General features: G+C 40.2%; 19 protein-coding genes. 3 read left to right on the top strand and 16 right to left on the bottom strand.

Features of this window, described 5'->3' with window-relative positions; genetic code table 11:
* Positions 1 to 73: 73 nt before the first annotated feature.
* On the top strand, positions 74 to 688 hold the full coding sequence (dmsD, locus tag PR761_RS09560; protein ID WP_006813927.1) for a Tat proofreading chaperone DmsD: 615 nt from the start codon (positions 74 to 76) through the stop codon (positions 686 to 688).
* Positions 689 to 737: 49 nt separating this feature from the next.
* Here dmsD and PR761_RS09555 read toward each other — a convergent pair whose 3' ends face one another.
* The 6 genes from PR761_RS09555 to codB all read right to left on the bottom strand — a co-directional run bounded on the left by PR761_RS09555 (position 738) and on the right by codB (position 7,208).
* Positions 738 to 1,343 (bottom strand): sulfite oxidase heme-binding subunit YedZ, encoded by a 606-nt coding sequence (locus PR761_RS09555; protein WP_115163832.1) that lies wholly within the window; start codon positions 1,341 to 1,343, stop codon positions 738 to 740.
* Positions 1,343 to 2,353 carry a protein-methionine-sulfoxide reductase catalytic subunit MsrP gene (msrP, locus tag PR761_RS09550; RefSeq protein WP_112835860.1) on the bottom strand — a complete coding sequence of 337 codons (1,011 nt, stop codon included), beginning with the start codon at positions 2,351 to 2,353 and terminating at the stop codon, positions 1,343 to 1,345. Before msrP ends, PR761_RS09555 begins: the two co-directional genes overlap by 1 nt.
* A gap of 89 nt (positions 2,354 to 2,442) precedes the next feature.
* A complete protein-coding gene (locus PR761_RS09545; RefSeq protein ID WP_154610976.1) occupies positions 2,443 to 3,807 on the bottom strand; it encodes a heavy metal sensor histidine kinase in 1,365 nt (454 codons plus the stop codon).
* Positions 3,804 to 4,475 carry a response regulator transcription factor HprR gene (gene hprR / locus PR761_RS09540; RefSeq protein WP_006813923.1) on the bottom strand — a complete coding sequence of 224 codons (672 nt, stop codon included), beginning with the start codon at positions 4,473 to 4,475 and terminating at the stop codon, positions 3,804 to 3,806. The genes PR761_RS09545 and hprR overlap by 4 nt, the downstream gene beginning before the upstream one ends.
* A 206-nt stretch (positions 4,476 to 4,681) precedes the next feature.
* Positions 4,682 to 5,968, bottom strand: coding sequence for a cytosine deaminase (locus PR761_RS09535; RefSeq protein WP_265694397.1), 1,287 nt, complete (start codon positions 5,966 to 5,968; stop codon positions 4,682 to 4,684).
* A complete protein-coding gene (gene codB, locus PR761_RS09530) occupies positions 5,961 to 7,208 on the bottom strand; it encodes a cytosine permease (protein ID WP_006813921.1) in 1,248 nt (415 codons plus the stop codon). The genes PR761_RS09535 and codB overlap by 8 nt, the downstream gene beginning before the upstream one ends.
* Before the next feature lie 805 nt (positions 7,209 to 8,013).
* On the opposite strand from codB, the gene dcuC reads away from it, so the two are divergent.
* Positions 8,014 to 9,288, top strand: a complete 1,275-nt coding sequence (gene dcuC / locus PR761_RS09525; RefSeq protein WP_006813920.1) for a C4-dicarboxylate transporter DcuC — start codon at positions 8,014 to 8,016, stop codon at positions 9,286 to 9,288.
* Positions 9,289 to 9,303: 15 nt separating this feature from the next.
* Positions 9,304 to 10,569 carry an amidohydrolase gene (locus tag PR761_RS09520; RefSeq protein ID WP_112835862.1) on the top strand — a complete coding sequence of 422 codons (1,266 nt, stop codon included), beginning with the start codon at positions 9,304 to 9,306 and terminating at the stop codon, positions 10,567 to 10,569.
* Positions 10,570 to 10,731: 162 nt separating this feature from the next.
* Here the strand turns inward: PR761_RS09520 and PR761_RS09515 are convergent, their stop codons facing one another.
* From PR761_RS09515 to sctI, 10 genes are all read right to left on the bottom strand, one after another.
* On the bottom strand, positions 10,732 to 11,973 hold the full coding sequence (locus tag PR761_RS09515; RefSeq protein ID WP_112835864.1) for a M20 family metallo-hydrolase: 1,242 nt from the start codon (positions 11,971 to 11,973) through the stop codon (positions 10,732 to 10,734).
* A gap of 776 nt (positions 11,974 to 12,749) precedes the next feature.
* Positions 12,750 to 13,034: a helix-turn-helix domain-containing protein gene (locus PR761_RS09510; protein ID WP_039854640.1), complete on the bottom strand. Its 285-nt coding sequence runs from the start codon at positions 13,032 to 13,034 to the stop codon at positions 12,750 to 12,752.
* Between the two features lie 925 nt (positions 13,035 to 13,959).
* Positions 13,960 to 21,081: an Ig-like domain-containing protein gene (locus PR761_RS09505; protein WP_154610977.1), complete on the bottom strand. Its 7,122-nt coding sequence runs from the start codon at positions 21,079 to 21,081 to the stop codon at positions 13,960 to 13,962.
* A 321-nt stretch (positions 21,082 to 21,402) separates the two neighbouring features.
* Positions 21,403 to 21,828, bottom strand: coding sequence for a YbaY family lipoprotein (locus PR761_RS09500; RefSeq protein ID WP_006813914.1), 426 nt, complete (start codon positions 21,826 to 21,828; stop codon positions 21,403 to 21,405).
* Positions 21,829 to 21,854: 26 nt separating this feature from the next.
* On the bottom strand, positions 21,855 to 22,283 hold the full coding sequence (locus PR761_RS09495) for a winged helix-turn-helix domain-containing protein (RefSeq protein WP_154610978.1): 429 nt from the start codon (positions 22,281 to 22,283) through the stop codon (positions 21,855 to 21,857).
* Positions 22,284 to 22,613: 330 nt separating this feature from the next.
* Complete coding sequence (locus PR761_RS09490; protein ID WP_006813912.1) at positions 22,614 to 23,105, bottom strand: hypothetical protein; 492 nt, start codon at positions 23,103 to 23,105, stop codon at positions 22,614 to 22,616.
* A complete protein-coding gene (locus tag PR761_RS09485) occupies positions 23,095 to 23,739 on the bottom strand; it encodes a hypothetical protein (RefSeq protein WP_006813911.1) in 645 nt (214 codons plus the stop codon). The genes PR761_RS09490 and PR761_RS09485 overlap by 11 nt, the downstream gene beginning before the upstream one ends.
* Positions 23,717 to 24,268: a hypothetical protein gene (locus PR761_RS09480; RefSeq protein ID WP_006813910.1), complete on the bottom strand. Its 552-nt coding sequence runs from the start codon at positions 24,266 to 24,268 to the stop codon at positions 23,717 to 23,719. The genes PR761_RS09485 and PR761_RS09480 overlap by 23 nt, the downstream gene beginning before the upstream one ends.
* Positions 24,252 to 25,001: a type III secretion system inner membrane ring lipoprotein SctJ gene (gene sctJ / locus PR761_RS09475; protein ID WP_006813909.1), complete on the bottom strand. Its 750-nt coding sequence runs from the start codon at positions 24,999 to 25,001 to the stop codon at positions 24,252 to 24,254. Before sctJ ends, PR761_RS09480 begins: the two co-directional genes overlap by 17 nt.
* A 3-nt stretch (positions 25,002 to 25,004) precedes the next feature.
* Complete coding sequence (gene sctI / locus PR761_RS09470) at positions 25,005 to 25,301, bottom strand: type III secretion system inner rod subunit SctI (RefSeq protein WP_006813908.1); 297 nt, start codon at positions 25,299 to 25,301, stop codon at positions 25,005 to 25,007.
* Positions 25,302 to 25,310: the final 9 nt, after the last annotated feature.

Here is a 25,310-nt window from a genome sequence, read left to right as displayed (position 1 = left end):
ATCGCTAAGCCTTTTTTCTGGTAGGATAATATTAATTAGCTAAGTCACTAATAATAAGCGAATCAAAGACACTATGAGCGAACAATCCTTGAATGATATTGACGTAACTGCACGAGTGCTTGGTGCTGCATTTTATTACGCGCCAGACCAAGTGCCTGATATTATCGAATTATTGATTTCGTCGAAGTGGGTAGAGGATTGGCCCTACGGTTCCGTCGAGCAAAAGCAGGCGATTACTGAGAAAATGACGAAGGCACAACGTGATGATGAAACCTTGGACGAGGCTTATCAGCGATTATTTATCGGGCCTTATGCGCTGCCATCTCCACCTTGGGGCTCGGTGTGGTTAGATAAAGAAAATGTGTTATTTGGTGAGTCGACGTTGCAATTACGTGAGTGGATGCAACGCAATAAGATAGATATTCAGCTGACGCAAAATGAACCGGAAGATCATTTTGGCTTGCTGCTGATGATGACCGCCTGGGTGGCAGAACATTGCCCAGATAAATTAACAGAACTATTAGCGCAGCATATTTTGCCTTGGGGCTTTGCCTATTTAAATAAAATGCAGGAAAAAGGCGATTCACCATTTTACGTGGGGCTGGCGGAATTAGCCCAATTAACCTTAGCTGCGTGGCAGGAAACGTTAAACATAGTAGCGGATAAAAAAATTATTTTTTATCGTTAAACTGGATTTATGTTGGCGACCATTCCGTGTCGCCAACCATTTTCAATCCCTATATCACCGCTGGTTTTTTCAGACTCCAAGTTCGATAAGCAAACGCACAACCGACAATCACGAAATAGATAATCGGCTCGGGTGTCATGGTTTTCATGGATAAAATATAGTGTGTGATAACCAGTAACAGGGTGGGATAAAGCAGCGTATGAATTCTTTTCCACCACACACCTAAGCGGATCCGTATGCCATTGAATGAGCTGATCGCCATCAAAAACAGGCAAAGCCAACCGACCATACCGAGAATTAAATATACACGAGAAAACACCTCGTCGAAAAATAGCGCTAAATTATTCACGCCAATTTCCAATAATAAATAGCTACTTAAATGCAGCGCCGCCCAGAAAAAACACCATAATCCCAGCAATTTTCGAGTCTGAAACAGGATGTTAAACCGCAATAAACGTACCGCTAATGGAATTAGGGCGATAAGCACTAGCAAACGTAAAGTGGCAATTCCCGTATAGTGTTGGATATCTTTGGCGGGGTCAGCACCGAGTTGCCCCGAATCAATTAAAAAAATCAGCCAGAGTAAGGGCAGTAACCCGACTAAATGGAAAAAAGCTTTAGTTCCCCACAGGAGCCAGCGATTTTCTTGAGGCATCAATAATATCTCCGTAAATCCATGCCCTGATACAAACTCGCCACTTGTTCACCATAGCCATTAAATAGCAAGGTGGGTTGTCGAGTCACTTGTCCTAGTCCCCCTGCGCCAATACAACGTTCTGTGGCTTGTGACCAACGGGGATGGTCAACGTTCGGATTCACATTGGCATAAAAACCGTATTCGCTAGGAGCGGATAAATTCCATGTGGTTTGTGGCATCTGTTCAGTTAAATGAATTTTGACGATGGATTTGATGCCTTTAAACCCATATTTCCACGGTACGACTAAGCGAATTGGCGCGCCATTTTGATTCGGTAACGTTTTCCCATATACCCCAGTGGCCAGTAATGTTAGCGGGTTCATCGCTTCATCCAGCCGGAGTCCCTCAACATACGGATAAGGCAATCCACCGCCAATGTAGCGACTTTTTTGCCCCGGCATTTCTTCCGGTGCGTAGCGGGTTTCAAAAGCGACATATTTGGCTTTGCTGGTGGGTTCAACTAATGCGAGTAGCTTCGCAAGAGGAAAGCCGACCCATGGGATCACCATCGACCATGCTTCGACACAGCGCATGCGATAAATACGTTCCTCAAGGGGAAATTTTGTATTGATATCATCTAAATTGAGGGTGAGTGGACGATTGACTTCACCCTCGATAGTCAGTGTCCACTCATCGGTTTTTAGTGTATGGGCATTCTCCGCTGGGTCGGATTTTCCCAGTCCGAACTCATAAAAATTATTGTAGCCAATCACCTTATCTTCAGGTGTGAGGACCAGTGAAGAGGATTGATACTCTTGCGGTTGAATAAAAGTCAGTTCTTTTCTGGGCACGGTGGGCACGGCAGGCTGATCGTCACTGAACCACGAAAATAACCCCGCATTGGCGGTCGAGGCAACCGCAAGACCTGCGGCGCCAACGCCTAATACCTTTAGCAGTTCCCGACGCTTCATAAAAAAGACGGATTCAGAGGTCACTTGAGATGACGGAATTTTAGGGGACTTTTTCATTGTGCGCTCCATAGCAAAAGATTTATTGGGTTTGTTATACCGAAAGCGCAATCAAAAATAGCTGACAGTAAGATGACAAATTTGTCATCTTACTGTGTTGTTGGAAAACGCAACGTTACCGTGCTAGTGCCTTCACGGTGTTCAAAATCAACGGTACCCTCATGTAGCTCGACGATAGCTTTGACAATCGAGAGACCTAAGCCTGTTCCTTCCGTGGTACGCGCATTATCACCGCGCCAGAAGCGGGTAAAAATTTCAGGGTTGTTCAGCAGCATTTCACCATGATTCTCGATCTGGATGATCACGCACCGATCTTGCTGGCTGATTGTCGTCATGACTTGAGTTTGAGGATCGGAATATTTAATGGCATTAGAAACTAAATTAATTAACACCCGAGTGAGCAGAACTTTATCGACAAATATCGATAGGGAGGATGGCTCGCAATATAGCGAAATTTGTTTCTCTTCTGCATAAGCAGAAAATAGCTCATAAACCTCATTAACTAACGTAGATATAGACAGGTTTTCTCGATTTAACGGGATGTTTTTATTTTCTGCTCGTGCAATAAACAGCACGCTTTGGATCATCTGTGCCAGTTTATCCAGCTCTTCGATATTGCTGATTATCATGGCTTCATATTCTTCAACACTGCGTGAGCGTTGCAGGATAATCTCATTTTGTACGCGAATAGCATTTATCGGTGTTCTCAGCTCATGGGCTAAGTCGTCGGCTAATTGCGTCAATTTGACAAAATCATGTTTCAGCCGCTGGCGCATGATATTCATGGATTCCCCCAGCTCTTTCAGCTCTTGGGGAAGTTGTTCAATATCAATGGGATTATTAAGAGAGTGAACATCGGTTTTTACGGTAATACGGCTTAATGATTGAATATCGGATAACCCTTTTTTCAATAGCCATAAACTTAATATTCCCATCAGTAAAATGGATAAGACCGAAATCAGCAAACTTTGGGTCAAATATTGGTTTAGCACGCCGCTTCGGTCGACGGAGACTTTACCTAATACCACATACAATTGACCCATTGGCGAATTCATCTCGAAATAAACCGCCGCAATTGGGATACCTTGAGATGTTTGCCAATGATTGATGGCATTAATATTCAGTTGCTCAAGATTGACGAGTTGCAGGCGATGGGTATTGAGGGGTTCCGAATGGGTTTCCACCAAGATATTTCCTGATGCATCCGATATTTGAATAATATCTTGGCGCATGTCCATCATACTTTGAAAATACATGGGGAGCGTTTTGATATTAATGCCGCTGGCAATCAGTTTAGATAGCTGGTTCGCGCGATTAACCAGTAAATTATTATCCTGCTCTGCTAGCTCACTTTTGAGTGAGTGATACAAAATCCAAGTCACAAAGCTGGCATTGGCAACCATCAGAATGATAAACAGAGAGATTAATTTAAAGCGTAGGGACTTTTTTTTCATTCTGTCGGCCTATTGAGTCGATATCCCATTCCTCGAATGGTTTCAATGAGCTTAACGTCAAACCCATCATCAATTTTTTTGCGTAGTCGGCGAATGGCCACATCGATAATATTGGTATCACTGTCAAAATCGATGCCCCACACTTCACTGGCAATTAAGGTTCTGGGTAATATTTCATCGCAATGCAGCACAAAAAACAGTAATAAAGAGAATTCTTGGCGAGTCAGAATGATTTTTTGGCCGCCACGTTCCACTTCATGACGGACGAGGTCGATTTTTAAATCGGCAATCGTCATGTTGGTTGAGGTGGGTTGATGAACTTTTAATTGATTTTTAACCCGAGCCAATAACTCAGAAAAAGAAAAGGGTTTCACTAAATAATCATTGGCGCCTAATTCTAACCCTTTTATACGGTCATCAACGGCATCACGGGCGGTGAGGCAAATGACAGGAATATTTTTAGAGGTACGCAATACTTTCAGGATATCCCAGCCATTCATACCGGGTAGCATAATGTCGAGAATGACCAGCTGGTAATTATTTTCTAAGGCAAAGTAGAGCCCATCGCGTCCATCGGTGGCTACATCAACCAGAAAGCCGGCTTCTTCTAAGCCATTTTTTACCCAGCCTTGGGTTTTCAGATGATCTTCAATTAATAGTATTTTCATGCACTCCAACTATCACCTCAATTTTGCTTAATTTCATCTTAATCAAGTTTTCAGAGGTTGAACAATCAAAAATTTATGGTGGAGCAAGGAGGTGATTGAGAAGTGAAAATTATCGATTAATTTAATTTAGAGCGGTATTCAATTGAAATTGCTCACCCATCCATAAGGAGGATGAGCAATATAACGGTATTAAACTTTGCGCTAACTTACGGTTGATAACCGTAACGCACAGTTTCAACGTCGTCGAGTTGGATCTGGGTAACCGTCGGCTGGGTGGTGGCAATTACGCGACCATCGCGGACAGAATAACGTACTGGAACCTGGCGGCGCACAGCATCAAAACCATTCTCAGCTGGCAGGATCAGCAAGCTAGCGCGTTTCCCTTCAGTTACGCCATAATCTTGTAAGTTCAGCGTCTTCGCACTGTACTCAGTGATTAACTTCAGACCATCATTGATCTGACCGTAACCCATCAGTTGGCAAACATGCAGACCCATATGCAGCACTTGCAGCATATTCGCTGTTCCTAATGGATACCATGGGTCGAACACATCATCGTGACCAAAGCAGACATTCACATTGGCGGCCAGCATCTCTTTCACGCGAGTAATACCGCGGCGTTTTGGATAGGTATCGAAACGCCCTTGTAAGTGAATATTCACTAATGGATTCGCCACAAAGTTAATTCCGGACATCTTCAATAAGCGGAATAAACGAGAAGCGTAAGCGCCGTTATAGGAATGCATCGCGGTAGTATGACTTGCGGTTACACGAGCGCCCATCCCTTCACGGTGAGCAAGGGCAGCAACAGTTTCCACAAAGCGAGACTGTTCATCATCGATTTCATCACAATGCACATCGATTAAACGGTCATATTTCTGCGCTAAGGCAAACGTTTTATGCAGTGATTCTACGCCATATTCGCGGGTAAATTCGAAATGGGGGATAGCGCCAACAACATCTGCACCTAAACGCAGTGCTTCTTCTAATAGCTCTTCCCCGTTCGGGTAAGACATGATGCCTTCTTGTGGGAAGGCAACGATTTGCATATCGACCCACGGTGCCACTTCTTTTTTCACTTCCAGCATCGCTTTGAGCGCCACGAGGGTGGCATCAGAAACGTCGACGTGGGTACGAACGTGTTGGATACCGTTAGCGATTTGCCACTTTAATGTCTGCCATGCACGGGATTTTACATCTTCATGGGTCAGTAGCGCTTTACGTTCTGCCCAACGTTCAATTCCTTCGAACAGTGTGCCGGATTGGTTCCAGTTAGGTTGCCCCGCCGTTTGTGTGGTATCCAAATGGATGTGCGGCTCAACAAAAGGTGGAATGACTAAACCGCCTTCACCATCGAGGCTATTAGGTAAGATTTCACCTTCTGTATAAGGAACAATGGCGGTGATTTTTTGGTTTTCGATATCGATACGCCACAAACCATCACGTTCAGGTAAGCGGACATTATAGATATGTTGGACTTGTTGATTAAGCACGGGTCATCTCCGAATTGGTGACGCGAAAGCGATTCATGAGTGGATTTAAAATCACATAGCAGAAAGCGCCGCCAAGAACGGCGTTCACAGGGACAATGCCCGGTAGCCAATGTCCTGCGGCAACACCCGCAGCGACAGCGATTATCGCACTCATATTCACATCGCGCATTTTGCTTGCGTCAAAGGTGTTATAACGATGACGGTACATTAAGTAATCCGCAATAATAATGCCACCGATTGGTGGGATGGCGGCGGATAAAAAGGTTAGCCAGCTGACAAAATTATTGTATAGCCACAGTGCGCAGATGGTGCCCACTAAGCCGTTGACGATAGATAACGTTTTGCTTGATAGCCCGGTGATGTTAGCGAAGCCTAAGCCGGAGGCATACAGCGCATTGTCGTTGGTGGTCCAAATATTCAGACCCAGTACGATAATCGCAGGTATCAGCAGCCCTTGAGCTATCATGACGTCAGAAATATCTGCCATTCCGAGGGAGGCGGCGCCCGCAGCACCAAAGATAAACATCAATGAGTTACCGAGGAAGAATGCCACAATCGCCACGAGGACGGCAATTTTTGGTTTGCGCCCGAAGCGAACGAAGTCTGCGGTTAAGGTTCCGGCGCTGACAAATGAACCGACAACCATCGCAAGCGCTAAATTGAAATCAATTGGTTGTGCTGGCGTGATAGCTTGCAAGGTACTCAAACCGCCTGCGCCAGTGACCGCGAGATAGACAGAATAACTACCTAAAACGGCAATTGCCGGAACCGCGACAATCGACAACACCGTTAATGCTGATATCCCGAAGAACACTGTGACAGTCATCAAAACACCGGAAACGCCAATCAACATATTGATGTCCCAGCCCGTCGCCTTTCCCACTGGAATGGCAAACATAGCGACACCGACGCCGAACCAGCCGACCTGTGTACCACCGAGTAAGAAAGAGGGGAGCCAAGAACCGCGAATACCGAAGGAATAACGAGCGAGAAGGTGAGTTGTTAAGCCAGTTTTTGAACCAATGAAACCAAGAAAGGCGGTGTAGACACCAAGAATAAGATTACCGATAAGAACTGCGAGGAAGAAATCATTGAAACTAAGACCGGTACCGAGAGCACCTCCGGTCCACATACTTGCGGAAAAGAACGTTAAACCCAGCATTACAAAGGTTAATGCGAGTCCGCCTTTTCGCGCGGATATGGGCACTGGCCCATGACTGTAATTTTTATCCCCAGACACAATTACCTCCCGTTACTATTCTCAGGCCAAAAAAATCTGACGAATTCTATAGCCACCAAAATAAAAAGCAAACGTTTTCTTTTCTAGTTAAACATAATTAATGCATTCGGATTTTGTACGCTTTTCGTTCGACTAATGTAGTGGGTAGGGAGGTGGGATTGGGCTCTAGCCGATTTATCTGCCAGATAAATTAATTGAAGTGTAAAAATGGTAAATAGAATTTAGACCCGATAAATCAGATTAGTTAAAAATAAAATGCTTCCGAATAAGAGTGAGTTAATTGATGATGCCTTTTATTTATATTTGTTCATTTTGTAATAAAATTAAAACTAAATTATTTTTAATAAAATATGATGTTTTTTATTCGAAAAATAGGGAATGAGGCTAAATTTTTAAATTATAGGGAAATAAATGTCTACTCTGGCTGGAATTTTATTCTCCGAGTTATCGTTTAAATTTAACAAATTCTTAAATGGTTAATTTAGCAGTAAAATTTTACTGAAACTATAGGGTTGTGGCACTTGGGTTAAATTGGGTTAAGCCCGGTTAGATTAAAAACAAATAAGATGTTTCTCTCCGGTTAAATATATAATTCGAATTAAAATATATTTTTAATCTTAAAAAATAACCGCATGATAATTTTGTGGTAGGTCACAAAATAGCAGGTGAATTCTCTATTGGAGAATAAAATTGATATCCCTCAATTAAATAAAACAATTAATGCTCACAATGAATTACCAACCAAAAAAATTTTTTTCTTTATTTATTCTTATCAATTTAACCCGGGAATATAAGAGGTGCGGTCATGATAATTCAATTTATCGCGGCATTAGTTATTGTTATTACGATTTATCTTTTAATAAAAAAATATGAAACACGGATGGTATTAATTGCGGCTGGACTGGTGCTTTGTATTATCAGCCTTGTTCCGATGCAAGCCTTGGCGGCGTTCAGTGAAAGAATGGTCTCCGCTCCATTGATTCAGGCGATCTGTTCGAGTATGGGTTTCGCTTATGTCATGAAATATACCAAATGCGATAAACATTTAGTTTTGGTTTTATCCAAAGTATTAAGTCGTCTTGGATTCTTTCTGATCCCCGCCGCTGTTGTGTTGACATTCTTCATCAATATCGCGATTCCTTCCGCTGCAGGCTGTGCCGCGGCAGTAGGGGCAACATTGATCCCGTTATTGATTGCCGCACGTATTCATCCTGCGATTGCTGGTGGGGCTGTTCTCTGTGGCACCATTGGGTCGATGTTAAGCCCTGGTCTGTCTCATAACCCTTTTGTCGCTCAAATGTCGAATATGAGCATCGTTGACTTAATTGCTCGTCATGGTCCTTATAGCCTCGCAGTAGGTGGAATTGCAGCGGTTTCTTTAGCTGTTGTTGCTCTGGTCAAGAAAGAGTACAACATGAAAGTGACTTTAGAGACTAACGGAACGGCGGAACAAGGACAAAATGTTGCGACAGAACAACCGAATTATCTGTATGCAACGGCCCCTTTTATTCCTTTAATTTTATTAATTTTACCGTTTATGGATGCGCTGAAAGCGTATCAAATTACCGTACCTGCTGCGATGGTGATCGGGGCAATCTATGCACTGGTGATTACTCGTACAAATCCATCAACCATTACCAAAGAATTCTTTAAAGGAATGGGAAATGCTTATGGTGATGTCTTGGGGATCATTATTGCTGCCGCTGTATTCTCTGCGGGTCTAAAAGCCTCAGGCTTAATTGATTCATTCATTAGTTTCCTGATCCATTCACCGGAATTTGCTCGCTGGGGTGGAACACTGGGTCCATTCTTAATGGGGATTATTACCGGTTCAGGTGATGCGGCAGCATTTGCTTTTAATGAAACCGTGACGCCATTTGCTCAACAGTTTGGTTATGAAATACCGGATCTTGGTATGGCTTCTGCAATTTCAGGGGCTTTAGGAAGAACCATGTCACCACTGGCGGGTGCCGCGATTGTCTGTGCGGGTTTAGCCAACGTTAACCCGATGGAAATTGTTAAGCGTACCGCACCTGGCATGATTGTCGGGGTGATCTTTATTGCACTAATTATGCTTTAATTGTAAGGAGTTACTATGTCAGTCATCACATTAGAACAATTGATAAAATGGCGTCGCGAGTTCCATCAATATCCTGAAATTGGTTGGTCTGAATTTTTAACCACGGCGAAAATCGTTAATATATTACGCGACCTCGGTTTAGAGGTGAAAGTGGGCACTGCGGTTATTAATCCCGAGTATGCCTTTGGTCGCCAGCAGAAAGTGGTGGATAAGGGATTAGGTGTCGCCAGAAAGCATAATGTGAGTGAGGCGTTATTAGCTGAAATGCAGGAATTGACCGGTTGTGTCGCTATTTTTGATAGTGGAAAACCAGGTCCAACTGTTGCTCTACGTTTTGATATTGACTGTGTCGGTGTGACGGAAAGCAGTCAAGAAAACCATCGACCAAAAATGGATAATTTTAGTTCCTGCCATCCAGGGGAAATGCACGCTTGCGGTCATGATGGGCACATTTCTATTGGTTTAGCTGTTGCCCATTGGTTAGTGGCGAATAAAGATAAATTAACCGGAAAAGTAAAATTGCTGTTCCAGCCAGCGGAAGAGGGCGTGCGTGGTGCAAGAGCCATGGCAGAAAGTGGGATTGTGGATGATGTTGATTATTTCTTAGGGGCGCATCTCGGTTTTATCGCCAACAGTGGGGAAATTGTGATTAATCCAACGCATTTCCTTTGTACCACTAAGCTGGATTTTCGTTTCAAAGGTGCGCCATCTCATGCAGGGGCAGAGCCTGAGCTAGGGTTAAATGCGCTTGCAGGTGCTTGCCATGCAACAACCCAAATGCTAGGAATTTCTCGACACGGTAAAGGCATGTCTCGCATCAATGTCGGGGTTTTGAATGCGGGTGAAGGTCGCAATGTCACGCCATCTTATGCACAAATGCAGGTTGAAGTTCGCGGTGAAAATGAAGAAATCAACCGTTTTATGAGTGAAAACGCCATTCGTATGGCAGAGGGTTCAGCACATAGCTTCCAATTAGAAATGGAAAGCGAAGTCATGGGGGAAGCTGTTGATTTAACCAATGACCAAGAGCTGATTGATACGCTCACCAATGTTGTTGGTCAGCACGGGGAATTAACCGCAGTGGCGACTCGACCTTTCGGGGGGAGTGAGGACGCGACTATCCTTGCTAAACGCGTACAGCGTAACGGTGGGAAATCACTCTATTTTGTGGTGGGTGCAGATAGAACCGCTGGGCATCACCAAGCCGGTTTTGATTTTGATGAAAATGAGATGCTAACCGCCTATAAACTTTATACGGGTTGCTTATTATCTTTGTTATAAATTAATCTGAAATATTTTTCTAAAATAAAGAATCAAATAGCTGGAAGTTTTCGACTTGCAGCTATTTTTTTATTTCTAATTTATCAAAGTCAAAAAATGACCTTTATATTGTATAGAAACAATAAAAATAAAGGTCATTGCGATAATTTATGATTGGAAAAATTATTTAGCGAGGGAGTACAGTGTCTCTTTTAGTAAATCGGCGGCAATAATAATATCGTTAAAGTCGGTAAACTCATCGGGATGATGGCTGATACCGTCTTTTGATGGCGTAAAAATCATAGCGGTTGGGAATTTTTTCGCCATATTCATGGAGTCATGCCCTGCACCGCTCAACATAGTCATATATTTCAATTGCTTTTCAATACAATGCTGCTCAATAACATGGCAAATTTCATTGTCTAATTTCACTGGATTCTCGGATGAAATTTCACGGATATTGATGGATACTTCGTTGTCATGTTCAGATTTTTTTATGGAATCTTTAAGATGATCGGCGACGCGGCGAATACTTTCTGGTTCGATGCCACGAATATCAACTAAAAAATTAACCTCTCCGGGAATGACATTCATGGAGTTCGGATAAACGTTTAATTTTCCGATAGTACCGACGGTTCCCCAAACTGCTTCTTTACAGGCTGCTCGGTTCAAATCATCGATAATGGCAGCGCTGGCGACTAAAGCATCATGGCGCTGGTACATTGGCGTGGCACCAGAGTGGTCGGCGTGACCGGTCACTTTAACGCTATAACGTGTCGGGGCAGCAATCCCATTCACGATACCGACATTTTTCTCTTCCAATTCCAGTCGGCGACCTTGCTCAATATGGAGCTCAATAAAGGCAGAAAAATAATCATCGGGTAATTTACATTGTTCAATTTGCTGGCTGTTATAGCCACACTCATCGATAACCTCAAAGAAATTCTGCCCATTATCATCAAGATTTAACGCCCATTTTTCGTTGTCTACAGCACCAAGTAACACTTTGCTACCAATACATGAGAATCCAAATCTGCTGGACTCTTCTGCGCGGAAGACGATCAGCTCAAGGTCTCGGGATAATTGCTGTGGCTGAAATTGCATTAGGGCATAAAATCCAGCAACGACTCCGAGTGTACCATCGTAAGCTCCACCATCGGGAACAGTATCAAGATGTGAGCCAGTACCGACGGCGGGTAAATCAGGATTTTTACCAGGTAAGCGGCAAAATATATTACCAATGGCATCTTGGCGAACGATAAACCCGGCTTGCTGCATGGTTTCCATCATATATTGATGGGCTGCTTGGTCAGTGGGAGTATACGCTATACGTGTGACTCCTTTATTATTGGGATGAGAAGAAAATGACGCTAATTTTTCAAATAATAATTTCATTTTATTAGTAGAAAATAATTCCCTAGTCATGAAAACCTCTTTTATTAAACGTAATCGGATATATTTAATTTTGGTGTGTTAAAAATAAAAATAGCAATGTGAGAAATAAGGTTTGAAAATTATATAAATATAAGTAAGAGACTATTGAATATACCAATATGACAAATCTAAGTTGGATGTGTCAAACAGAAGATAGGAAAGATAGGGATTGTATGATATTTATCAAATTACTGATATTAAACGAAAAAATAACAATATTTACGTTTTCAAAACACAGTTCAGAGCATGGTTATAATTAAAGAATAATTTTAAAAATTAAATTATTTTTTAATTTAGAATTGAATTTATATTTTTAAATTACTATTTTAATAAGGCGTTTATTTTAAATAATTATTTTACAGAGATAATTTGTATTTTTGTTTTCATACTGTCATTAATTGTTATTTTTTATCTTTAATTGTTAGCATCTAAATAGTTGTAGTAGAGTGCAATATTATTGTTACGTTGAATTTTTCAACCGCTGTAAGCGGAGCTGTGATTATCTCGGTAAGATGAACGTCGGTGTTTATGGATGGAATGGAACACTAGGTTGTTTTACTTATTATCACTTGATTTTGCTACTGAGTTTCGCTGAATAAATTGAGTCGATAGGTAAAATAAAAAGTAAAAGCCTTCAAGTTAGCTTTTACTTTTTATGCTGACTTATCATAATTAGAGTAAATTGAATTACGTTACTCAAATATAGAGTAATTTTGTTTTTTAACCAAAATCTTCACCTATTTAAAAATGAAGCGTAATGACTCATTTTATGCAAAAGATTCAACAAATTCTTGGGCTTTATGTACAGGCTTAATCTCGAGATCTTCTTGGAAGATATCACTGAATATATCACTGATATTTACATTCAATATTTTTGATACTCGAGCTAAACAATCAATATCAATACGATTAACACCACGCTCATAACGAAACAGCTGTTGTTCACTGATATTGCACTCTCGTGCTAATTGGAAAACAGTATAACCTTGAGATTTTCTTAATGATTTAACTTTTTGCCCGACAGCGTAAGCAATAGGAAATTTTCTATTCATAAACATTCTCTATTAAATTATTTTATTGGAATAACGTTAAACATGAATCCTTAGACCTTATAAATATCATTTTATATAGTCTTTGTGTTTTCATTTTTAGCTGGATATATAGTGACCATTGGGAGTCACTAAGTAAATGATATACTATCCTTATAATTGTTTTCAATTGGTCAAAAAATGACTTTTTAAATATTATAATTATTATGTTCAATATTTTTTAATATTTTGAGCTTTGATAAATTTATTATTTTCAATGGGTTAAATTTGATTTCATATAATGAGTAAGTAAATGGAAATTTTAATACATGACCAATATCCAGTTTTATGCTTCGATCATTTACTGTCTTGCAGGATTATAATCCAAAAAAATGCAAAATAAAACATGAATAATATTCAATCAATCTATTTATTTCATGTGATTTAGCTTAGTTATTTTCAATTTTTGGTTTATTTGATTAAAGAGTCAAACTAAGAAGATCGTTATTTGATCAATTTTATTTTTTATTACACTAAATATATCTAGGAATGTTGATTAATAAATTTACAATTGAGTCTTTCCATTTTTTTGTTTTTAGTTTGATTCTGATTTTGGGGCTAAAGATATTATGTAGAGATATAGCCATTTTGTATGATAATTAACATGAAAAGTTATCGTTAACATTATTTTGATAAATTTTTCATTAAACGTATTTTTCTTGATAACTACGCTTCTATTCCTCTCTTTTAGTACATGAAAATACACTTTTTTAGATTGTTAGGTGGGCAATTAAATTTATACGATGAGCTGTAAGTATATTAATTTTTTTGTGATTATATTACATCAAAGTTAGGTAATTATGCTTATATCTTAGTGATAGAAAGGGAGAGTCAGTTGATAAGGAAGCGGTTGTTAGTAAAAACAGGGAGCAAAGCTCCCTGTTTTTGATTAATTATTTTTTCCGTTCCATGAAAAGTGATGTTTAAGTTCATCACTACTTCCTAAGAAACTTAACGTGGTGGTAATGTTTCCGCTACCACTGTGATTTTCATAACAATTATTTTTCAATACCTTTCTGTAAATATCGTTATTACTGTAAACATAGTCATCATTAGTATTCGGAGTACTGATTTCAGGATAGCTAATGCCCGCAGCCCCCGTTCCAGAATATTCACTAGAGAGAATCTCATGTTTGACATAAATAGGCGCCAGCAAACGTCTGCCATTAGTATTAATATTCATAGTCGGTGCAATCACAAGGTCGATAGTTCTATCCGTTAGATAATAAGCGCAAATGTTTCTTTCACTCGTTTGTCCTTCAAGAAAATACTTAACTTTGTGCCCTAATGTTTGTTGACCAATTTCTTTTGGTGATGTCACCTGAATCGGAGTATCTATCACCACAAATTCATTTTTGAGTTTATGACTCGATTTACCTGTCGCCGAAATTGTGACCTTTAAATTTCCCGATTGGCTGAAATATTCACGTTTAGGTGGAAGCGTAATTTTTTGAATACCCGCTTGAACTGTGACAGGATATTCAAAGGTATTACCATTTGGCTCGGTAACAACAGCTTTGATTGTCGCCGCGGTATCAAATTCACTGCTACCATTTAATGACCAGTTAATTTCCAAATTATCATCGGTATAGACGGGTGACCAATTACTTGTATTATCTTGTCTATTACCATTATTTCCGTAGGTAATGATATTTGCGCTGATAGCTGGTTTGGTATAAACCTTAACACGATATTCCCCACTAGTTTGCTCAAAATAATCGTTGGCTTTTACTGTCATGATGAGATTCGCTTCACCTTTCGCAAGGTCTTTTAACGTACCATTTTTTTCTAAATTAACGACACTGTCAGCGCCAGAAGTCCAAACAATATCGGCTTTGGAAGGCACTGTTATTTGAGTATTTTGTAGAGCAAAATGACCTTTTTCATCGGTAATTTCTTGCTCTTTTTGCGCAAAATCGATATTAAAGCGAGCTTTAGCTAGGTTGTAAGTGACCTCTTGGCTTTCCGATAAAAACTGTTCGGTTTCTTTGGAACGAATCGTTAATTTGGTCACTCCAGGTTTTACTTGAGTAATAGCGCCTGAAGCAGAATCAATTTGAGCAATACTGGCATCTTGGCTGATATATTCCACAGGGATACTGGCTGCATCAGTATGATTAAATGCAGATTGAATAGGATGATTGTTATTATCCGCCCAAGTTGCCGAAATTGTACTATTACTGGTTAAGGTTAGATTTGGTCTGGCTTTCTCAACCTCTAACTCATAGTTAGCTGCCGCAGATTTATACACGCCATTTCCATCGATGCGCGCCCAAATCTTAGTGCGTCCTGCTTTTTTCAGTTTCACTTTCCCTTGATTATCCACGGTTGCAATACTGGTGTTATCACTTGACCAAACAGGGGCTGCTCCAGCGGGTAAACCTTTGATAACCTGTCCATTATCAGTTATTGATGAGTAAGTTAAACGTTTTTGAATATTATCAAAGCGTAAAGTCGGATTGATAGCATCCACTTTTATATTCAGTGGGTTAGCGATGATGTCACTGCCCACTCTAGCGGTTAATCTCACCGTACCTTGTTTGGTGGCCGTTGCCGTAGAGGTATAGCTACCATCTTGGTTATTGGTGATTCTCGCAATAGTGAAGTCAGTATTGGGTGCATTACTATTGATAGTCACTATTTCATTGCTGAGTGGGTTACCAAAATCATCCTGTAACTTAATCGTGAGGATGGTTTCTTCTATACCATCAGGGCCAATATCCATTTTACTGGCAGTAAATGTCGAGTTTTGGCTATTGACGGCTCCCGCATTGACTTGAACTGGGGTGGCCACTTTATTTTGGCTGCTTGATAGCACCGCGGTCATCACTAATTGTCCCATTTGGTGGCTGGTGACTTTTACGTGTGCGACACCTTGGGCATTAGTCACCGTCGAGTGAGCAAACGGCTCTGCTTTTCCTTGCAGGTGCCATGAAACATGAATACTTGGGAGTGGATTATTAAATTGATCCACAACGGTGGCGTAATAGGTCACTCCAGTTTGGTTTCCTGCCTGCATATGGTTAACGCTTGGCATCAAACTAGAAATTGAACCATTGGCAGTATCTCCCTGTACCGTTAAGGTTTTGGTCTGAGGTAAAGATTGAGTACCAATATCGACGGATAAAATAGCAGTATCCGCTTGCTCGCTGCTGACGGAAACTTGATAAACTCCGTCATCTACAACGGTTACCGGCGAGATAACAACATGATTTTTATCCTTACGAACATGAATAGCTGTTTGTTGATTGACCAATGGATTACCAAATTGATCTTTTAATACTAGTTTTAACGTTGTCGGTTTACCCGCAGTGACCGTACTTGGCGTTAAATTCAATGATGATTTACTGACATCAAGTGCGCCTTGAACGAAAGCCACTATTGGGGCTCTAGCACTATTTTGTGATATCAGATTAAGGCTGACTAATGCTTCACCGATGGTATCTCGTTGAACTTGGATCGCGCTACGGCCCGTTGTATCTGTCATCGTCTGGTTATCGGATAATAGAGTATTATCATTACCCACCCAAAACACAGGTACTCCAGCACCTAATAAGTTGCTATTAGCATCTTCAAAAATTGCACTATAGGTGACGGAGCGACCAACGGTTTCAGTTGTTTTGCTAGCGGTGATCCCGCCTCTCACACGTGCGGTTTGGCTATCCGGAGTGATAGTTAGAGACACAGAATTATCCAACGTCACATTATTTGCTTTTACCTTAATCAATGTGCTTCCAGCTTTAACGCCACTCAATTTTCCGCGATAAACGCCTTTACTGATTTCGTTAAATCGTGGAGTAGCGATACTTAAATTAGCTGAATAATCGAGAATAATTTTATTGGCTAAGCCAGTTAATGGGTTACCAGCATTATCTTTTAACATTATGGTGATGTTGGTTTCACCCGTCGCAGCGATAATAGAAGGCACTGCGAGTGTTACGCTCGAGGCACTACGAGACACTGTACCTGCAAGAAACTCAATTTGATTGGTTGTCTCTTTGGTTGATTGCCCGACGATAGCGGCGACCTTACCTTTCCCGGCAACGGTGCTAGTTAGGGTTATCTGCGCAATACCATTATTGTCCGTTAAGCTAACAGGCTGAGAAAGTTCGCCAATATCGCTACGCCAACCAACGGCAATGCCGGCTGGTGCTGGATTGTTGGTCGCATCTGTGACTGTCGCTCGCAGGGTAATGGGATTTGTACCATCGGCAGGTGCTGTGGTTTTTCCTACTATATTAATATTTTTTAGATGTGCGGTACTGCTATCCGCAATCAGTCCAATCATTTTTTGGCTGGTGACAGAACCCGTTTGTGCGGATATATCAAATGTTCCAGCAAGATTACCGCTGATATTAACTTGGTATTCGCCGTTATTCGGCAGCTCTCTAGCTCCTGATAAACTGAGTCCGGTGTTGTTCTTACTCCATTGGATATTTTGCCCTAATACTGGGTTATTCCATTGGTCTCTTAAGATGAGCGTTGCTGTCGCTTGTTCGTGATTATTTGCCACGATAGTTTGTGGTTTTATCTCTAATACACTGTTTTGTTGATGAGGAATGTCCGCCATAAATTGGATATTCTGGTGAGCTGTTTGGCGATTCATCAATTGTGCGGTGACTTGTGTTTCACCTGAAATATAACCAGACAGTTCAACTTTAGCTTGCCCTCTTAGGTCAGTCACGGTGGTGTTGGTGCTTAACCGGTTATGATTGGTTAACCATGTCACTGGAGTACCAATTAATGGGTTTTGCTGATCGTCAATTACGGTGGCCGTTAAGATAACAGTTGGTGTTTGTTGACTAATTTGAACTCGATCAGTCGAAGAGACGATAGTCACCTTAGCGGTATTATTATCTGCGAGGGCTTTGATATGCTTAGCAACAGGTTGTGATTGTGAGCCCACCACATTTGCCGCAACCATAATATCGCCCGTAGCTTGGTTAGTGGCCAGTTCCGCTTTTACTCTACCGTCGACGGTGGTTTTGGAGAACGGAGTTAACGTGGTAATCGTGGCGCCATTGTTGGCTTGTAATAGAACGTCGATACCTTCAACAGGATTACCAAAATTATCCGTGACGATAACATCCAGCTGGGCTTTGTCATTCCCATTGGCGATGATAGTCGCTTTATTGATAGCTAATGTTGCCACTTTGGCTTGGTTTTTATCTGCGACAAAAGTAATAGGTACTGCCAATTGTCCATTCCCATTGGTAGAGGCAGTCACAATGACAATTCCGGCTTTATTACTGATGATTGACGTTGTTGCAATCCCTTGAGCATTGGTTTTGGATGTTTCTTTCTCAAAGTGAAGCTCAGATCCATTGAGGTTAGATAACCAGTTAACATCAACATCAGAAACTGGGTTGTTGTTGGTATCAAGGACTTTTGCAGTATAAGTTACAGAGGTTCTGCCATCTGCAATATAGCTAGCTTTTGGCTCAGGTAGCACATAGTCAACCTTGGCAGTTTGACCATTTGCGGAGAATAAAAGGGTTTTATTTAGAGTGTGATTACCAACTGAGGCTGTGATAGTTGCACTACCAGACTGGGTGCTGGTGATCTGTGTTTCTGAAATACCTTGATGATTGGTCACGACTTTATCGTTAGTTAACTGACCTTTATCTGTGGCAAATTGAACTTCAACATTGGGAATAATATTGCCGCTAGCATCCGTTACGGTCACGGTTAATGTATTGGGTGTTATCCCATCAGCGAGGGTATGGGATTGCGATGCGTGAAAATTTTGAGGCCTTATCATCGCTGATTTTATATCGGGAATAAAGGTGACTGTGAGATCCTGAGACTCCCCCAAACCAGCGCTAGCTGTGATCAGTACATCACCAGCAAGGGTGCTGGTGACAGTGGTAGAGGCAAAACCGTTTTGATCGGTGCTGGTGGTGTTGCTACTGAAAGAGACCTTATTCGGATTTTTGTCTGAGCTCCACGTGACCCGTGTGTTAATCAGTGGGTTGCCGTTAGCATCTTTTAATTGCGTTTTGATTTCGAGTGGCGTTTTACCATCAGCAGGCTGTGACTGCGAGATGTTGGTCATCAATTTGGCAATTTGCGTTGTGGCACCATCAGCAAGGACAGAAACTTTGATTTCTGGAAAAACGGCATTGCGTGCTTTAGACACTAAAACAAAATTTTCCGGTGTCGTTCCGCTTGTTAATATCGCTTCATATTGTCCTGCAGCGATACGGGTAAAGCCACTGACGGTTGTTAAATTGGCAGTATTAGCGGAATTTACACTTCGTGCGGCTGTCTTATTTGCCACCACTTTTTCAATGCCAATTTCATTTGCGGCGAGGTCAATGTAGTTTCCCGCTTTATCTCTGATAGAGAGAGATAACTTTTTTGTATTTTTACCATCAGCAATTAAGTCGATCTTTCTGGGGGTTAGTGCACTTTTTATGGGATAAATCGCCGGCTGGGTGACGACAACACGTAACATGGTATTGGGTGATATATTCCCTTTTTTATCGATAGCAACGGCGCTGATGGTGTAGTTGTTAGCACTTTTGGCATCATTGCGATAAGCGGGGAGAACAAGACTATATTTACCATTTTCTTGAACAATATGACCTCCGGCAGCAACCAGAGTCTCTGCGTTCCATTTTAAATGGCTAAGACCGTATTTACTGGCCACCGTGAAACTCAGTGGAATTTTTTCCCCTGCATAGCCGGTTATAGAATTAGCGATATTTAACTGAATAACATCATTTTTCTTATATTCCAAAACAATATGATTATTACGGCTAACGAAATCGTAGCGGTTACCCATTAATGAACGGAATGTGGTCACTGATCCAGGGTCTAAATGTTGTTTCCATGTTTTACCAAATTGGTAATTTAGCTGGAGACCAAAGCGGGAATCTTGTTTACTGGCCTTCCCTTGGCGGTGCTCAGCATTAAATGTGACTAATGGAATTGGCGTATAGTTGAGTCCGGCAGTAATGGAATAAGGGTTTTGTTGTAGATTTTTTGTGCCGAATAGAGCAACGCTATCCCCATAATATTGTTCGTAGGTAAGTTTTCCACCAATGTGTGGATAGCTTGGTAGCCAGCCTTCAGCACGGACATCCCAACCATTGGAAGGACGAGCAGAATGATCCGCTAAATCTCGAGAACTTCTCCAGCCACTTAGACGATGATAGCTATTGGCAGATAATTTTAAGAAGTCACGACGATATTCGACACCCAGCCCTAAACGGGAATGTTTGCGTGAAATATCATAGTCGAAAAATGTATTGCCACCGATCATTTGGCCTTCACCATACCAACGAGCACCGAGACCTAAGTTGGTCTCGATGCGGCCTTCTTTTCGGTGCAAACTGGTTTGACTAAAAATCAGATTATCTTCTGTCTCATACCAAGGCATGAGTAAGTCTATCTGCGAGTTTTTTAACGAAAATTTCTTATCAGCCTCAAGGTGGATTTGTGAGCTACCAAAGCGATTAAACCAATCTTGAGCATAGCTGCTAGCGGCAGTGGTCAGCAGTTCACGGGCAAAAGCTTTCGTTTTTTCTTGATCAGGATTGGTGGAGAAAAATTTACCTGCTTGAGATGCTAATTGAGCAACGCGTATTTCGTTTTCACTTGCTGAAGAAGGCAGAACGATTTCAGGCTTATCATCATCCCATTCCACAATTGGTAGCGGAGCCATTGGGATGTCTAATTCATCGCCAGGCTGTAAATTTTCAAAATTTTGAGAGAAAGTTCGAAATTGGTTTAATTTTCGTAATTGTTGCAGGTTAATATTATATTTGTCTGCAATACTTTGAGCTGTTTCACCCACTTGTAGCGTATAGCGTTGCGTTTCTCTAAATACGGAACGGTTATTTTTAGGTAATAAAAATTCATGTTGCTTATCGTTTTGCTCATTAAAAGCACGAACGGCAACAGGAGTGAAAATAGAGGCTAAAGGAAAAATAATTTGTATAGCAATATTTATCCATGCAATAAATTTTAAACGATGAGGAATGTGGTTCCCTGATCCGCTATTCATTAAATAACTCCGAAACAAAATGGGTAAAATAAATTTTTTAAGTGAGTGATTTTTAAATCCATTTTCCGAAGAATATTTAATGATGTTTATTTATCGGTAATACTCAAAATCATCCTTGATATAAACGTGTTGTGATTATATTTATTATTTCTGTTTGTTCTGCGTGAATAATTTGGAATTGTTTTGGAATTTAAATGAATATTCAGATAATCAATGTGATTTACTGGGCTTTCACTGGGATGCCCTATTCAAAAAATAAATATCTATTAGCAATTAAGCTAATTAAATATTGCCTATTATTTTGTTTTTTATATAACTGAGTTAGATAGCGTTAACTCTTAATGACAGTCTTTCCGAGGAATTCCGAATGACAGGAATGATTTGATTACTCATCATCAATAATTCTCCTTGTACCTCAACGCGTACACTGAGCCCAAAATAACGATCTTGATTTAATAGTTCTTCGGGTAAGTTAATGGAGAAATTAACGGTTCGGCCTGCTTTGCGAGTAGTAAAGCTATAATCATAATGACTTTTTTCTGTGTAATCAGTACCATTTAATGAGGATACTGAAAGGGTAATGAGAGCATCAGCAGGGATATCTATCGATTGGGAGTAGATATCACCTCTGAGATTAAATGTGTTTTTTGATTTATTTAGTGGAGTATTGCATGCTAATAAAAATAAACTACTCACTAATATAAATATTAAAAATAGACTATTTTTTGAGATATAAAATTTAGGCATGATTATCTTTCTTTTATATGAATAGATTATTGGAATGAACGCTTAAAGACTTTTTGGAAAAAGCACCGTACATAGCTATACATGTTTTTTCTCTCATAATTCCTTGTTAATATTGGCATTTCTGCTTTTTCGCCTGTGTATAATATACCGATTCTTGGCAGTGTCATGATCAGATTTTCATCTAATTCAACCTTTTTAAAGGATTGGCGTAATTGTCTGACAAGCTTATAATAACTGCTCTCAGTCACGATGGTTCCTCGCTTCTCCCAAATTTCATACATCACTTCTCGCTTACTATTGGTTTTCAATAATAATAATTTTAATAAACAGGATTCATTTTCTGATAAATTAATGGTTTTTTTACCGCGAGAAAGTGTTCTTTTCAGTGGGTCATAGACAACCTGATCACATAAAAGAATCATTGGTTCTACTTGTGTGTATTCCATTTTATTCATAATAATTCCCACGAATATAGTTAAATAGAAAAATAATTATATACATCGTAACCGCCAGTAAAGTGGTGTTCAATATAAAAAAACGATGAGGTATACGATAAATAAAAGATTAAATCGTTTTTTTAAAAGTGAACAAGGTGTTTTGATGATGTAAATTTAAACTACTACCTGTGGGTGTATATATCAATTTCAAATTTATTTTTTTTATATTTCTAAAATTTGATAGATGAAAAAAATTAGACTATAGAAAATATAGCCTAAGCTTATCAATATTCGCCGGATGAGAGATTAATAGAGTTTGGATGAAATGAAATAATCTAATCATGGGATTTATATAAACAAGTCATCGTCCTCATCATCAGCGTCATCATTTATATTAATATTCGTCATATTTTTGTTTAATTGGTCAGTAAACGGAGTATTCATTAAGCTGATTGCCATATATCGCTGTAGAGCTTTAGTAAAATCTTTATATAAAGGAGAACCTTCTTCAGATGAAGATTTTAATGTTTTTCCAACTTGCTCAATAAATGACTCTTTTTCACTCCGATTTAGGTTAATCATTGTTTTAAAAACAAAGGCAAATCGAGCTTTTTCATTATCATGATTTTGTAACTCCGTAATGAATTTTGTTACCTTAACATCTGTTTCCTCAGAGATATGGGGAATGTTTTTAGCGTGATAATTCTGTATATCTTTCATAATATTGCGGCTTGTCCAAAGGTTACTCATTTTTGTGTGTAGATCGTGTGTACTCACCGACTTCACTTCATGAGTACCTGGTGTTGAAAAATTATGTGGCGAAAAAGTACTAATCTTCATTGTGGTTTTCCATTACCTGTAATTGCTTTATTAAATTGTTATAGGCTTGCTTATGTTGTTGGTGTATCTGACAGCGGGTTGAGATGGCAAATATTTGTGGTAGTGTTTTTTTAGTCGCAATTTTTGGGGAAAAATAAGTAATTTTATTATCAATTTCAAAAGCAATCGTATTATCGGATGCCGGTATTACAGTTAGTCCTACCATGTTATTGGGAATTTTTGCCTGCAACTTAGCCGGAATATGCAATCTTGCATTGCTTCCATGATGGTATGACTGTGTAAAGTGCTCAGCGACAATCTGTTGCAACCGTTCATCAGAGAACAGAGATGTTAATGAATTCACGAGATGAGTTTCAGTTTGGTTAATGGTCTTCTGATACTCTTTTTCGCTGGTTTCAATCGCATCAATAAAATCATGCAATAATTGGGCTAGGCCATCTTGATAGCCTTGCTGATAGGCGATTGCATGAATAGCTTCTTGAGCTAGTTGAGCTTGCTGATGGCAGTCACTGGCCTTTTGCTGTGCTTGCTTGATCACTGCCTGAGCATATTGATTGGTGCTTAAAGCTTGATGCTTAATCAGCACATTCTCAATCATGGTTTGCTGGATATTAGGTGCTGTTTTTTCTGACATAATGGCAAGTTTCTTCAATAATGTTCCAAGGTAACAACACATTTTCAGAGGTATCAATTAACCGCTGAGTTGAACGACTAAACATATATTTTGCGCGTGCGGAGTAGCTCTCACAAAAAGGGGCTAAACAGGTTAATAGTTGCCAAGCACCCAGTGCGAGTAATGTTTGTGGCGTTGCTACCAACGTATTTTTTACCTGCCATAATGGATGGCTCAATTGTGAATGCAGCTCTTGGTATTGAGATAGCTCACCCCACCATGGAAGTGGTTTTGGGGATTGAATCACACCTAAACCCCATGCCACTTTAGGTAATTGCGCCCAGTTCTGAGCAACTGCATCTGGCAACATTTGTGTATTCTCATCAGGTAAACCGAGAGAATACCGCTGTATCAATTTTTGATTCTGCCGGTGCTGTAATGGCACCGGTAACAGATGGTAGTTATCATGGTTAAATTCTGGGTGAAAATAGCATCCGGGTGCTAAAAAAATATCCTTTTGATCAATTAGCAGTTTATTCAACTGGGTCATCTTTTGGATTCTCCGTTCCATCTTCATTATTCTGTTTTTTTAATCTCTGCGGTAAATACATGAATAATGCAATTAATGAACCGATAATCGCCGCAATTGTTGCAGTGAGAATGACTGGATTGAATGTACGTTCTGGCCCTTTCTTGGTTTGATAGATTAATGGCTTGCGATTAACGATAACCACGGAAACATTGTCATAGGTAGTTTCCGCAAAGCTATTGTTTAAAAACAGTTTTATTTTATTCATCATGACTTTAGGATCTTCATTCCCTGAATAAGTCACGAGACTAGATACTTTTTGTACTGGTTTAATTGGACCATTACCAGCAACAGGGTAGCTGACGTGAACTCGCGCGTTTACCACATGAGGGATCGTCAGTAAAGACTGTTCGAGGCGCTGCTCTATTAATGAAAGCACACGAGTTCGCTCCGCCTGAGGTGAAGCAACCAACGAATCACCCGGGAAGGCATGGATGATTTCTACAGGTCCCTTAGATGGCAAATTATATTGACGTAGCAAGTCTACCGAGATCACAAAATCATCGGGTGAAACGCGGATTGAATCCCCGTTTTTGGAGTCTTGTTTACGTTGTGCTTCAATACCATGCTCTTGTAAAACAGCAAGAACTTCATTGCTTTGTCGTTGGCTGAGGTCACTCAACAGCAATTGGTTATCACAGCCAAGTAATAAGCCAACAAAACCCACTAAGAGAAGCTTTTTCAATATATTCATGATCTACTGTGCTTTTAAAACGGTATCAATCGCCGAGACACTTTTATGAGTCAGTGTGCTGATCATATTCATGGCTAGACTGTAATTACCGACTTGGTTTTGTAATTCCAGAAGTTTTGCTGGATTACTGGGATCGATATTATTAACTTTTTCTATAATATCGGCCTTCTCCTGACCCACTGATGTTGTATATTCAGAGAACAGTTTTTTCACTTTCTCTTCGATTGGCATCGATGGTGCTGTGAGTGCATCAATGTCTACAATATTCGATACTGCAATACTCGAAATAATAGGTAACATAAATTTTTT

The organism is Providencia sp. PROV210, assembly GCF_028479445.1.
GTDB lineage: Bacteria > Pseudomonadota > Gammaproteobacteria > Enterobacterales > Enterobacteriaceae > Providencia > Providencia rustigianii.
Note: the sequence above shows the minus strand (reverse complement) of the source record. Positions and strands in the feature narration are given on the sequence as shown.